At 60.6% G+C, this 12,179-nt stretch carries 16 protein-coding genes; 8 read left to right on the plus strand and 8 right to left on the minus strand.

Going from position 1 to position 12,179, the window contains the following annotated elements; translation table 11 throughout:
- The first annotated feature begins 71 nt into the window (after positions 1-71).
- Positions 72-1,295, plus strand: a complete 1,224-nt coding sequence (locus tag DCG74_RS30660; RefSeq protein ID WP_172785340.1) for a phenylacetate--CoA ligase family protein — start codon at positions 72-74, stop codon at positions 1,293-1,295.
- Positions 1,296-1,527: 232 nt separating this feature from the next.
- Here the strand turns inward: DCG74_RS30660 and DCG74_RS30665 are convergent, their stop codons facing one another.
- Both DCG74_RS30665 and DCG74_RS30670 read right to left on the minus strand, forming a co-directional pair.
- A complete protein-coding gene (locus DCG74_RS30665; protein ID WP_172785341.1) occupies positions 1,528-2,082 on the minus strand; it encodes a hypothetical protein in 555 nt (184 codons plus the stop codon).
- Complete coding sequence (locus DCG74_RS30670; protein WP_172785342.1) at positions 2,072-2,629, minus strand: hypothetical protein; 558 nt, start codon at positions 2,627-2,629, stop codon at positions 2,072-2,074. The genes DCG74_RS30665 and DCG74_RS30670 overlap by 11 nt, the downstream gene beginning before the upstream one ends.
- 418 nt (positions 2,630-3,047) lie before the next feature.
- Between DCG74_RS30670 and DCG74_RS30675 the strand changes: the two genes are divergently transcribed.
- On the plus strand, positions 3,048-3,548 hold the full coding sequence (locus DCG74_RS30675; RefSeq protein ID WP_172785343.1) for a hypothetical protein: 501 nt from the start codon (positions 3,048-3,050) through the stop codon (positions 3,546-3,548).
- Positions 3,549-3,572: 24 nt separating this feature from the next.
- Here DCG74_RS30675 and DCG74_RS30680 read toward each other — a convergent pair whose 3' ends face one another.
- Positions 3,573-3,818 carry a helix-turn-helix domain-containing protein gene (locus DCG74_RS30680; protein WP_172785344.1) on the minus strand — a complete coding sequence of 82 codons (246 nt, stop codon included), beginning with the start codon at positions 3,816-3,818 and terminating at the stop codon, positions 3,573-3,575.
- A 112-nt stretch (positions 3,819-3,930) separates the two neighbouring features.
- Here DCG74_RS30680 and DCG74_RS30685 point away from each other — a divergent pair, with 112 nt between their 5' ends.
- The 4 genes from DCG74_RS30685 to DCG74_RS30700 all read left to right on the plus strand — a co-directional run bounded on the left by DCG74_RS30685 (position 3,931) and on the right by DCG74_RS30700 (position 8,139).
- Entirely contained in the window at positions 3,931-4,731 is an 801-nt protein-coding gene (locus DCG74_RS30685; protein WP_246708805.1) for a YqaJ viral recombinase family protein, read from the plus strand.
- A gap of 115 nt (positions 4,732-4,846) precedes the next feature.
- On the plus strand, positions 4,847-5,947 hold the full coding sequence (locus DCG74_RS30690) for an ERF family protein (RefSeq protein ID WP_172785346.1): 1,101 nt from the start codon (positions 4,847-4,849) through the stop codon (positions 5,945-5,947).
- A 39-nt stretch (positions 5,948-5,986) separates the two neighbouring features.
- Positions 5,987-6,274 (plus strand): hypothetical protein, encoded by a 288-nt coding sequence (locus DCG74_RS30695; RefSeq protein ID WP_172785347.1) that lies wholly within the window; start codon positions 5,987-5,989, stop codon positions 6,272-6,274.
- Positions 6,275-6,483: 209 nt separating this feature from the next.
- On the plus strand, positions 6,484-8,139 hold the full coding sequence (locus DCG74_RS30700; RefSeq protein WP_172785348.1) for a recombinase family protein: 1,656 nt from the start codon (positions 6,484-6,486) through the stop codon (positions 8,137-8,139).
- Between the two features lie 141 nt (positions 8,140-8,280).
- Here DCG74_RS30700 and DCG74_RS30705 read toward each other — a convergent pair whose 3' ends face one another.
- Positions 8,281-8,466: a hypothetical protein gene (locus DCG74_RS30705; protein ID WP_172785349.1), complete on the minus strand. Its 186-nt coding sequence runs from the start codon at positions 8,464-8,466 to the stop codon at positions 8,281-8,283.
- Positions 8,467-8,850: 384 nt separating this feature from the next.
- Between DCG74_RS30705 and DCG74_RS30710 the strand changes: the two genes are divergently transcribed.
- Entirely contained in the window at positions 8,851-9,057 is a 207-nt protein-coding gene (locus tag DCG74_RS30710; RefSeq protein ID WP_172785350.1) for a hypothetical protein, read from the plus strand.
- A gap of 173 nt (positions 9,058-9,230) precedes the next feature.
- Here DCG74_RS30710 and DCG74_RS30715 read toward each other — a convergent pair whose 3' ends face one another.
- The 4 genes from DCG74_RS30715 to DCG74_RS30730 form a co-directional block, all read right to left on the minus strand.
- The gene (locus DCG74_RS30715) at positions 9,231-9,443 is read right to left on the minus strand and encodes a hypothetical protein (protein WP_172785351.1); all 213 of its coding nucleotides are present in this window, start codon (positions 9,441-9,443) and stop codon (positions 9,231-9,233) included.
- Between the two features lie 166 nt (positions 9,444-9,609).
- On the minus strand, positions 9,610-9,747 hold the full coding sequence (locus DCG74_RS30720; protein ID WP_172785352.1) for a hypothetical protein: 138 nt from the start codon (positions 9,745-9,747) through the stop codon (positions 9,610-9,612).
- A gap of 185 nt (positions 9,748-9,932) precedes the next feature.
- Entirely contained in the window at positions 9,933-10,193 is a 261-nt protein-coding gene (locus tag DCG74_RS30725; protein ID WP_172785353.1) for a hypothetical protein, read from the minus strand.
- On the minus strand, positions 10,190-10,753 hold the full coding sequence (locus tag DCG74_RS30730) for an HAD-IIIA family hydrolase (RefSeq protein ID WP_172785354.1): 564 nt from the start codon (positions 10,751-10,753) through the stop codon (positions 10,190-10,192). Before DCG74_RS30730 ends, DCG74_RS30725 begins: the two co-directional genes overlap by 4 nt.
- A 1,027-nt stretch (positions 10,754-11,780) precedes the next feature.
- Between DCG74_RS30730 and DCG74_RS30735 the strand changes: the two genes are divergently transcribed.
- Complete coding sequence (locus tag DCG74_RS30735; RefSeq protein ID WP_172785355.1) at positions 11,781-12,074, plus strand: hypothetical protein; 294 nt, start codon at positions 11,781-11,783, stop codon at positions 12,072-12,074.
- Positions 12,075-12,179: the final 105 nt, after the last annotated feature.

The raw sequence follows: 12,179 nt of genomic DNA on the forward strand, positions 1-12,179 counted from the left end.
CCTCGCCAATGGCGGTCTGATAGCCATGCCGGTGGCGGTGCGCAACGGATGCCAACACGGAAAGAACAGCCATGACCGCCCATTACGACGCCCGCGAGACGCGTGAGCAAGCCGCGCGCGAGGCCGACCTGTTCGCCCGCCTCCCGGAGGTGCTGCGAGCCGCGATGGCCGCCCCGGCCTATGCCGCGCGGCTCAAAGGCTGCGATCCCGCCGCCGTGACCTCCAGGGCGGCTCTGGCGGACCTACCGGTGTTGCGCAAGTCGGAACTGCCCGCCTTGCACAGGGCCTCTGCGCCCTTCGGAGGCTTCGTGGCGGAGGCCCCGGGCTCGTTCGCCCGCCTCTTCACCTCCCCCGGCCCGATCTTCGAGCCGGAAGGGCGGCAGGCCGATCCCTGGCGCGGCGCAAGGGCGCTGTTCGCAGCCGGGTTCCGTCCCGACGATATCGTCCTCAATACCTTCAGCTACCATCTCACCCCCGGGGGGTTCATCTTCGATGCGTCGGCGCGCGCGCTCGGCTGCGCAGTGATCCCGGCCGGCCCGGGCAACACAGAACAGCAATTCGAACTGATCGAGGCCTACCGGCCGGTCGGCTACAGCGGCACGCCGGATTTCCTGAAGATCCTGCTCGATGCCGCGGCAAGTTCGGGGCGTGAAGTTTCCTCGATCAAGCGTGCGGTGGTCTCGGGCGCTGCGTTCCCGCCCTCGCTCCAGGCCGAGATTAGGGGGCGCGGCATCGACGCCTACCAGGCCTTCGGCACCGCCGATCTCGGTCTCATCGCCTTCGAGACCGAGGCACGCGAAGGCATGGTCGTGAACGAGGATCTGATCCTGGAGATCGTCAAGCCCGGCACCGGCGATCCCGTGACACCAGGCGACGTCGGCGAGATCGTCGTGACCTCGCTCGACCCTCACCATCCCTGGATCCGGCTCGCGCTCGGCGACCTCACCGCGGCCTTGGCCGGCACGAGCCCGTGCGGGCGTACCAATATGCGCATCAAGGGCTGGATGGGCCGTGCCGACCAGACCACCAAGATCAAGGGCATGTTCGTCCGGCCCGAGCAGATCGCCGAGATCGGCAAGCGCCACGCTGGCCTCGGAAGACTGCGCCTCGTCGTGACCCGGCAAGGCGAGACCGACGCCATGACGTTGAGAGCCGAAACCGCGGCCGCGAGCGAGGCGCTACGCGAAGAGATCGCCGGCACTTTGCGTGCGGTGACCAAGCTCGGCGGCACGGTCGAGCTGGTCGGCCCCGGCATGCTGCCGAACGACGGCAAGGTGATCGCGGACGAGCGCTGAGGCCCTACCTCCAAATCTCAGTTTCCTGCGAACAGGGATTTCTGCGGGAGAGATCACCCAGCGCGGGGAGCGGCCGATCGCATGAAAGCAAGCGTTGATTTCTGGTCACGCTTCTGGTGCGCGCATCACGCGGGGTGCAAGTGCGCCTCAGCGGGTTCATGGCGCGGCGCCCCCCACGTCAAAGGCCTGATTTGTCGACTTGATTGGGTTCGTTCTGCGCAGGCATGTGCCTTCATGGTTGCTCCCTTACCCTGTTCAGCCCCACGACCTCGGACAACGCCCGATCCCACCTCGCGTAGGTCCGCGCCTCGTAGCGGTTGAGCTTGCGCAGCTCTGGCAGCAGCCGACGCACGACCTCGGCCTGGCGCTCAGCCTCCGAGGGCACGGATACCGGCTTGAGCCGCTCTGGTTTCTGCCATTGCCGCCATAATAGCGCTTGCAGGTGGCGCGACTCGGCCAAGCGCGCACGCACGAGCTCCGGCCCCACGGCGCCGAACTCCAGCACGCGCTGGATGAGCTCGGCCTTGATCTGACGGATATGGGCGAGCTCGAGGTAGGCGCGCGCCGCGCTGTAGGCCGCTTCCAGAAGCTCTGGAGCGCTGCTGCCCGCAAGGATGGCTAGAGCCAGGGATTTCACGGCTTCATCATCCGCAGCGCTGCCGATGACAATGCTGAGGCCATGGCGGCGGGCGTTGCCTGCCGCCCGCCGCTTACCCGCCGCCGTTCGCGGCCCCGTGCTCTTCTGCGCGTTCCGCCTGTTGGCCGCGATCTGACGTTCAGTCGCCATTGTCGCCACTGATCATGACATTAGTGCCTTCGGTCGGATACGTTGGCCTCGCCAAGCCAGCCCAGTAGTCCTCAAGCTGCTGCAGGTTTTTGTCGCGGCGCGAACTCAGTTCAGCCAACCGGCGATTGATCTCACCCAGCTCAAGCAAGCAATGGCGAAAGGCCTCCGCATCAATACTGGCCTCCGACATCCCGTGTTTGCGTAAGATGTTTGCGACTTTGTTGCGCACCGCTTTGTTGGTAACTGACCGCTCGGCCAAATCATCGATGTCGGCAGCGTCGCCGGCATTTAGCGCGATGTTCAACAGGTTTTTCAGTGCCAGACCGCGGGCCGAAGTAACGATCAGATCCTTGTATCTCCGAAGTCGCTGCATTTCCCATTCGCCATGGATGATCTCGCCGGTCCACATCTGCTCAATGGCGCATCTCGGTTTGAGCTCTGCAACAATCGCATCACGCATCATCCGAAAGTCGGCCTGGGATTCAGACGGCAGCAAGCGCGGCTCATAGATGCGTGCGAGCTGGGCACCCTCATTCGATCGGCTCATCGGCTCATCCTCCGCTTGGTTGAACGCATGGCGACACTCGGTTGAGATGCACCTTTAGCCGGCCAGCACCTTTGAGCGCGCAACGCCTTGGAAACATTCCCGATGAACTGGTCAGCCCAGTCGGTTCGTCGCTGTAGTCTTATTCCCATGCTCCATAACTCCTTCGCGGGACTTGCTCGCCGGCGTGGCCTGTCGTTCCGGCCGCCGCGTAAGCGGTAGCAGGCGGGCTCGATTTTCTCTGCGCGCTGCGGCGCAAGTCCGAGGTCAAACAGGAAAAAATAGCAGGGACAGGAATCCTCACGTAGCTGAAAAAACCCGGCGCGCAAGGGATTTCGTTAAAAAAAATTGGCATCCTCGGAAATTCAACCCAACTAACAGAGGGCAGCAACAGCACGAGACGCGCTGTCGGGAGGACCTGGTGCCGAAGCGATTATTGCCGAAGCGAACATTGCCGAAACGGTCGTCAACGAAGCCGAACCCTTCCTTGCCGAAGCCGGCATTGCCGAAAGCAGCCCTGCCGAAGGCGTCCTTACCGATGCCATCGGGCCAATCATTCACCAAAGCTGTCAGCTTCCGCCCATCCATCACGCCAACGATGATGGGAAAAGACGTCGCGGCTCTCGATCCGCTCGCACGCCTGCTCGAGCTCATGAATGATGAGCGTCTCCCGCGAATGACGCGCGAAAAAATCGCCGCAAAGATCGCGCCGTATTTCCATCCTAAGCTGAAGCCCATTCCGGCCAGCGCCGCCCCGGATTATTTTGGACCAAGCGCCCCACACGATCAGGCGGACTCTTTTGAGAACTCGGTTCAATCTGCGGAATCTCTCGAGCGACATCGATTGACGTTTGGCCGCTTGCGCGCCGAACTGGCGCTCGATCCCAGCCTCGCGAGCACGGCTGGCCGGCGGCGCTCCTGACCAATTGAGCGGGTTCAGGGCTCCTCACCCAGGATCGCGGCGGCCACTGCGCAGCTTCACACCGACTCCGCGGCCATTCTCGTCGATGAAGTCGACGCCGGCCGCCTCGAGGGTTCGCCGCACCACGATCAGGGTCGCGCGCCGCGGCTGAGTGAAACCGGCCTCGAGCTGGCGGACGGTGACAATCCCGACCTGCGCCTCGTCGGCCAAGCGTTGCTGGCTCCAGTCCAGCAAGCCTCGCGCGGCCCGGCATTGCTCCGGCGTGATCATCGGCAGGTCACCATGGCGTTGTTTTCGCTGTTTCTGTCGAAAAAAGATTGATTTATCGTTACTGTCTGATAAGATCGTTTCTGTTTAAAAAAGATACTTCTGGAGGATGTTGATGGATAGCCGAGCATTTCCGCCAAGCCGCCGCGCTTTCATCGGCGGTTCGGATGCAAAGATCATCATGGGCGTCGATGAGGCCGCCTTGCTGCGGCTGTGGCAGGAGAAGCGCGGCGAACGCGAACCCCAAGACCTGGCCAATGATCTGGTGGTGCAGCTCGGCTCGGTCACCGAGCCCCTCAACCGGCACTGGTATGAGACCCACACCGGGCACAAGGTGAGCGAGGTGCAGCGGCAGTTCTTCCATCCACTTCACCGCTGGATGGCCGCCACGCTCGACGGCCGAATCGATGCCACGGGCGCGGTGTTCGAGGCTAAATTTATGCTGCCGTGGAATTTTTCGGAAGAGCTCGCGGCGGAAAAGCACATGCCGCAGCTGCAGCACAACATGTGGGTGACGGCATCGCGGACGGCGGTGTTGTCGGTCATTACCGGCGGCGGCAAGTGGGTGGAGATAACGGTCGGAGCCGATCCTCTCTACCAGCACCTGCTGCTGACCGCAGAGAAAAAATTCTGGCGCTGTGTGGCGAACGGAGAGCCGCCCCGACTGTTCGGCATCGAGCCGCCGAGAGCGCGCTTGCAAGCGGTGCGCGCGGTGGACATGAGCGCCTCCAACGCCTGGGCTGCTTTGGCGGAGGTGTTTCGCCGCACGCGCGACGCGGCGATCGACCATGAGCGGGCGAAAAGCGAACTGAAGGCCCTCGTGCCGGAAGATGCCCGAGAAGCAACCGGCCATGGGGTACGTGCCAAGCGCTCGAAATCCGGCGCGATCAGCTTTGAGCTGACTGGGCGTCCATAGCTGGCGCGTGAGGACGCCACAGCGCCACCTCGGTTGTTTGTCCGAACGGTGAGAGCTGCGGCCGAGCGCGCAAAACCGCTTCACCGCACCGCCTTGAGCTAACCGACGCAGAACCATGTATCAATCAAGCCAGAGCATCAATCAGGTCGCCGCCGCGCTCGCCCGCGCACAGGCCGAGCTGGAAAACCCGGAAAAGGCGCTCACGGCGACGCTGCCTGGACCCTTCCCCAACAGCGAATGCCACAGCTTCCGCTATGCCTCCTTGGCGCGCGGGCTTGAGATTGTGCGCAAGAGCTTGAGCAAACAGGAGATCGCCACAGTGCAGGCCACGGCGCTTGAGCCGGAGAGCGGGCTGATCCGGCTCACCACCGCCCTGCTCCACAGCTCAGGCGAATGGATTGCGTCAGACTGGCCGGTCTGCACCATCGCCGACATCGCCACGCCGCATCGGATGGGCGCTGCGCTGACCTACGCGCGGCGGTACGCGCTGTTCACGTTGATCGGGATTGCCGGCGAAGATGAGTTCGACGCACCGGATCTTGCCATCAGGCCCGGATCCAACCCACCGGCTGATGAACTAGGATCTCCTCCTGGAGTGGTCCCGCCTGGCTCGCCTCTGCCCACGGCCAACGCGCCCTGGCGCGCAGAAACGAAACGTGCCGCCGCCGGTCAGGCCGCGGCCCCCGCGACCGAACCCAAAACTTCTGAAGCGCTTGCCGCGCGTCTGCTCGCCGAGCTTCAGTCGCTTGCCAATGTGGAGGACATCGACCGCTGGGCACAGCGGGTGTGGCGGCACGCGAACACACTCACAGTACGGGGCGCCCAGCGGCTTGGCGAAGCTCTCGAGGACCGGCTCACCCGGCTGCAAGCCGCCGAACAGTCCACGCCAAGCCCGGAAGCGGCAGACACGGATGGCGCTGCCAGCTGGGCTCGCGTCGGAAAATTGCAGCGGCGCCGCGATCGCGAACACCTGCGCTTCGTCGCCAAGCAGCCCTGCCTCGCTTGTGGCCGGAGCCCGTCCGATCCGCACCACCTGCAGTTCGCGCAGCCCAGGGGCCTTGGCCTGAAGGTGAGCGACGAATTCACCGTGCCGCTCTGCCGCGCCCATCACCGGGAGCTGCATCGGGCAAGCAACGAAGTCGAGTGGTGGTTGCGGTTAGCCATCGAGCCGTTAGAAGTGGCCCGCAGGCTTTGGCTGACGACGCACCCGTTATAACCGCACCTGCACGCGCTTTAGAGCTGCCGGTTGTGCTTGTTGGCGATGGACGCCGCCGAGCTCGCGCAGAAACCTAGTCGAAGACGCCACGCCTCGGAGGCCTCGGGCATCGATACTGCGCGCAAGTCTCTGCGCCAGCAAGAGATCGCCATCATCCAGACCACGCGGCTCGAACCGTCCACCGGCACGATCCAACTCACCACGTTGCTGGTGCATTCTTTCCGGCGTGTGACTTTCCTCGGACTGGCGGCCTGTGCGCCGGATGCGGTGGCGTTCCGCCCTGAAGCAGATCGAGCTAGATCGTCAACGCCACTGAGGCCGGGGTAGAAGTAAGCAGTTCGGAAAGCGCCGCGCATCGCACGTTCGCGTTGCGACGCGGACCGCCTGCGTCTTCAACGGCTGATCGCTCGATCAGAGCCATGAATGCCATTCGCAAGCGCAGCAATCCAGCTCACACGGCAAGAGTTTCATCCTTGATGAGCGACAGCTCAAGTTGTTCTATGTGTGCTGGTAGCTCGCGTGCTGATGAGGTGAAAATGAGTAATGCGCTCATCGTTCACAAAGCTCATCTGCCAAAATCGCTCCTCAGCGGGCTGGCAGCGCAATATGTCCGCATGTCAACCGACCGGCAGCAGTACTCCATTCAAAATCAGGCGGCCGTCATCGCCGCCTACGCCCACGCGCATCATTTGACGCTGGTGCGAACCTACAAGGACGAAGGCGAGAGCGGGTTGCTCATCAAGAACAGGACTGGGCTCCTCCAATTGCTGGAGGATGTCGAGAGCAGCCAGGCCGACTTTGGTCATCTCCTGGTCTACGACGTAAGCCGATGGGGCCGTTTCCAGGACGTCGATGAAAGCGCGCATTACGAGTTCGTTTGCCGGCGCGCTGGCATCAAGGTCGCTTATTGCGCTGAGCAATTCGAGAACGATGGGAGCATGCTCGCGAGCATCGTCAAGAACATCAAGCGCGTGATGGCCGCCGAGTACAGCCGCGAGCTGTCAGCGAAGGTCTACGCCGGTCAGTGCCGCTTCGCGCGGCTCGGCTACAAACCTTGTGGACGTGCCGGCTACGCACTCGTGCGGGAGCTCGTCGACGAAAAGATGCAGACGAGACGAGTGATGAAACAGGGGGAACGGAAGTACCTTCTGACCGACCACATCCGCATTCGACCGGGTGCCCCCATGGAGATCGCGGTCGTAAAGTGGATTTTCGAAAGGTTCTTGGAGGTTAAGTCGGAGACAGTGATCGCTTGGGAGCTCAACCAAAAAGGGCTCGTCACGAGTACCGGCGTGCCATGGACCCGCGCCGCGGTTGGCACTGTTCTCAGAAACGAGAGCTACATCGGAAACCTCATCTTCAACCGGAAGTCCCAAAAGCTCCGACAGGCCGCGGTGAGGAATCCGCCTGACCAATGGATCAGATGCAAGGACTGCATCGAGCCCATCATTGATCGCGAGATCTTCTTCACCGCTAGAAACATTATAGAGAACCGGCGCGTTGATCTTTCTGAGGATGAGATGCTGGTTCGGCTGCGCAAAACTCTTCTTAAAGAGGGCCGCTTGACGCCGACCATTATCGATCGAACTCCGGGACTGCCCTGCTCCGCGACCTGCCAGACTCATTTTGGCAATTTTCGAAATCTCTATCGATTGCTCGGCTATAGCCCGAAGCGAAACTACGAATTTCTCGACGCCCGCCCTGTCTGGTCCGAGCTCAGGGCAAAGCTCGTCGAACAGGTCGCTGCTGCGATCAAGGCGGCAGGCGGACGCATCAGTTCAGGCGGCTGGAGCCATTGCCTGCGCGTGAACGGGTCGGCCTGCCTTTCCGTGAGGGCTGCCCGTTGGACACCGCCGCAAAAGCCAACCCATGCACCGCACTGGAGCATCGAGCGCGAGGCATGCCTCCCTGGCGGCTGGATTGCCGCCATCCGCCTAGCCGAGCACAACAAGACAGTGCTCGACTACGTGTTGTTGCCGACCGATGGCAAAGTGAAACGCACGATCCGCTTTTCCGAGGCGGCGCGAGCGCGGCGAGGAATTGCGCGCTTCAAGACCGCCAAGGGCCTCGTCCAAGCCATCACGAGGCGATTGACAAAAGCGGATCCTACTACCCAGACGCCCCCGACGCGGCAGCGTGGGCGGGCGAAAGCGATGCCATCCAAGTCCAGAAAGATCCACCGACGACGCTGAGGTCCGACCAACCGCATTTTGGGACCTTGTGCCCACGCCCGGCGTAAGCTTTGATGCACGCGTTTAGGATGTGCTATTATGAGCGTTAGGTCGATTGTCGCGAAAATCCTAAGAGACGAACTTACGTCCGTGGGCATCCGGTCACTGACCGTCCAGGAGTCGGAGAGGATCGCTGCGCGCATTTTCGAGCGGATCACTGAGCTTGAGCTGGAGCTTGCCGCGCGTGACTTCGCCTCCATGAGCCGTGATCGCAACTAGCTTTGTCGTGCTTTCTCGAGGTGTCGTTTCGACCAGCAACCTGGCAAGGATTGAGGCGACTTGAGCCATGCCCGACCTCCGTTGGCAAATGCGAAACAGAGATCACGCCAGTGTCGAAAAGAACGGCGTTGCAGGGGCTGGCTGCGGGTGGGTATCTCAACTATAGCCTGCTCTAACGCCAACGTCCGTCTCGAGCCGCAGACTGTGCAAAAAACGGGCAGCATTCCCGTGAACGCGGGCGAGCCGCTGCGCTATGCTGAGGGGCGACTACGAAACTAGTCACAATCTCAGTTAATTCCCCGCTGGCTCTCGAGGCCGAAGGGTTTTTCTATGAAGATCAACGCGAGGCGCCAATTTAGACTCTCGATATTAACTTGGCTTTAAGACCTGTTGTATGGTGGCGCAGGGTCATATAGACAGGGCCTGTGTCAGCGTCAGTTGCGTTTGAGATCCATGATTACGTACAAACAGTATCACATCCAGCGATTTGAGCATGGCCATAAACGCTGGGTTGCCCGCATCACGCGGACGGACGGTCAAAACATCCGCACCATCCTGCCGGCCTCTGAGCATCCCTACCTTGACACGAAGCCCGCGTCCTCCGCCGAGGAAGCCGAGGAGCTTGCCAAGGAAGGCATCGACTTTGGCGGCATGGTTTAGGCGCTCCTTGAGAGCTTAAGCCTCTGCTGTTGCAGCGAGATCTCGCAAAACCCGCGAAGAAATTGAACGCCTTGGGGGTAAGTTGCAGCGTCCACTCCGCTCCATGGCGCGAGCAGAGAGAGCCCTTCGGTTCCTCCGGGCCTAGCCTTGTTTGGGAAGCGATAGCCGGCAGCTTACAGCAGCATTCCCCGCTTTCCGAGCCACGCCAGTGCCGTCGAGCAAGCGGCCGAAAGCAAGGCGGTCCAAAACCAGGAACGCCCACGGGCGGCGCTGATTGAGCGCAGATACAGGAAAGCTCCGAGGATCTTTCCGTAATTCCTTCGGAATTCTCCGTTAAGCTTAGCTACTTCCGGCAGATCGGAGCAAACCTTGCGTTGCCCGGCCATTGGCTGGACTCCATTTACGACTGGACCAGCACCCTATGAACCACTGTTTTGCCCGACGATGCAAGTTCCATTTCGGGTTTTCGGCACGCTGCAGGTCGTCGACCGCCAGACGCCTGGTATCGAGCAAGCCGCCAACCAAAAATGCTGACCCAAGTAGCTCAGTCGCTTATCTCAAACTTGAATCGGGCCAGCGAGGAAGCTCATCGGCGGACCGGGATCGAGGCAGGTTCGGCCGCACTATCGCGTACAGCAGGAAAAGGCCGATGGTGATGGCCACCGCCAGCAGAGGAAAGATGTCGTTCATGCCGCCTCCAAGTCTTCGAACTAAATGATAGCAGCGATGCATCTACCCGTCCAAACGCGATGATGTTCTCCGGCTTGAGCCCGACTGTTGAATTCCTGCTTCAATACCAGCCCAGCTTGAGGTCTCATCCATTGTTCCGCTAGATGCGTTTGAATCCTTCCCGCTGCCGCGAGAGAGGGGCCTTCTCATAAGATCTTGAAGCGATCAGAACTCCTCCGCAACTGCATCGAAGCCGGCGAAACCAGAACCATCGGAATCGTCCCAACCAGATAAACCAAGCCGATGAGCGTTGCGGCTCGGTATTGCTTTTTCAGCACTTGTTTGCGGGCCGCTACTCTTCGCTGTGTTTGCGCGATGGGGTTTCTGTTGATTGGAAGCCAGCTTCCCTCCTCGGTTTTGCTAGCTCGCAATCGACCGAACTTCTGATCGCAAATCGACAGCATCAATCCTCCGTTCCCGCGCCACCACGATGCGACAGTGGTTGATGCGGAGAATCATGGGACCAAGCTGTTAACAGCGGAGCGATAAAAGTATGGAGGTTAGACCCATTGAAGAAATAGGCTGCGATGCCAGCTGCCTGCGCCGCAGCAAGATCAGTCTGCTTGTCCCCGACCATGAAGCTATCATCGATATCCACTGGGTAGCGCCCGAGCAGAGCTCTAATCATCCCGGGCTGCGGCTTGCGACAGTTGCAGAGGATACGGTATCGCTCAATCAGCCCATCGGGGTGGTGCGGGCAGAACTCGAACGCATCGATATGTGCACCGACGATAGCAAGTTCACGCGACATCCATTCGTGCAAATTGCGAACATGCCGCTCCTCATAATAGCCCCGCGCAATTCCTGATTGGTTCGTTACGACAAAAGCAAAATACCCGGCGTCGTTGACTGCCTTTACGGCTTGTTTGGCTCCTTCCACCCACCGGAGCTTGTCCGGATCAAAAGCATAGCGGTCGTCCTCGTTGAGGACGCCATCGCGATCAAAAAAGACTGCCGGACGCTTCAAAGCTCACTGGCCACGAGGGAAAGGATCCTCCCGATCTTCCGACAATCCCTCCTTCATTTCAACAGATCCCGCGGTTGGAAAACATCCTTGTCTGCCCCGCGCCTTCTGCATCCTATTTGCCCTCAATGCGCAAAATTGGCTTCGTTTTGTCGCTTTGTTACTGGTCAGCCTCCCTCGTCCTTGCTTTAAGCGCGTGAGAACAAGAACCATGCCCGTCGCACGAGCAACAATGTTGCTGTAGAAATCACTGGCATTCTCCTGCAATTAGACCGTTACTGAGTCGGCCGGGCGCCAACTCTGATTATCGCGCCAGTATCTCGCCTCGCGGACGCGGGTCGGACGCGGGGGGCAGTGCGGCATGTTCAGCCGCTTGTTCTTGCGTAGCAGATACCGGGGACACCGGTTCAAACGAATGGCGCAGACGCGCCGAATCATGTCGTTAGTTTACACGCGAACGACCGCCGCCATTTCATCGGCGACCCCGCATCATCGTGGGGATGACCAGGAGAGCCTCATCCGACTTTGGCGTGAAAAGCGGTGCGAAGCAGAGCCTGAGGATCCTCAGACAATTTGATCGTTCAGCTCGGGGCGGTCACTGAGGGTTTTGAACCGGAAGTGATATCAGCGCTCGAGCTCAGCTGCAGTGCAACATGTGGCTCATCGCAATGCGGTGCTCTCGATCGAAATCTCCCTCGGGGGCATCCGGCGACATTTTCGTGCCAACAGCCCCTCCCCCGTAGGTCGGCCTCGCGTTCCCAAAGGAGCCACCCCGTCGACGAAGCAAGGATCGCCTTGCCTTCAGTCCCAGCCAAGATTGCCTAGTTGCCAGAAGGGCCCCGCTAATGCGCGTCACCTCAAATTTTCTCAAACGGGGCCTTTAGGACGCAAAGTCAGCGACGAGTTCCCCGTCCGTTGCGCCGATCGCATCGTCAATCTCTGCATAGGCATGGAAACGAAAGAGGGTGGTGGACCCCCGCAAATTTCGCCGTTGCCGATCTTTGCGCCCGCTATCTGAGGCGCAAGATCAATGAATGGTGCTATCAGCCCACCTCAAATCGCAGCTGTCGAGCGCATCGCCGTCACAATTCGCGGCGCTGTGCCCTCCACCTTAACTATTGCCAGGCGAGACGTTGATCACTATCGCGCACTTCAGTCTGCAATCTTCCGCTACGCTGATCCGCAATCCGCCTCTGAATGCCTGCTGGCTATCAACATGGCCGAGCTCTCCTCGGAGACGCAGCGCTACCGGATACTGCGGCATAGGCTTCTGAACACCTACCGCACAAAGGCGGTCGAGATGACGCTTCACCGCGTTGATTGAACAGGCAACTCGTCGCCACTTCCAACTATTGTTCTACATTGTTCAGAATGCAGTGGATTAGCGAAAGTATGGAAAAACTGCAGCCCAGATTGACGCGCCTCTTCA

Source organism: Bradyrhizobium sp. WBAH42, assembly GCF_024585265.1.
Taxonomy (GTDB): domain Bacteria; phylum Pseudomonadota; class Alphaproteobacteria; order Rhizobiales; family Xanthobacteraceae; genus Bradyrhizobium.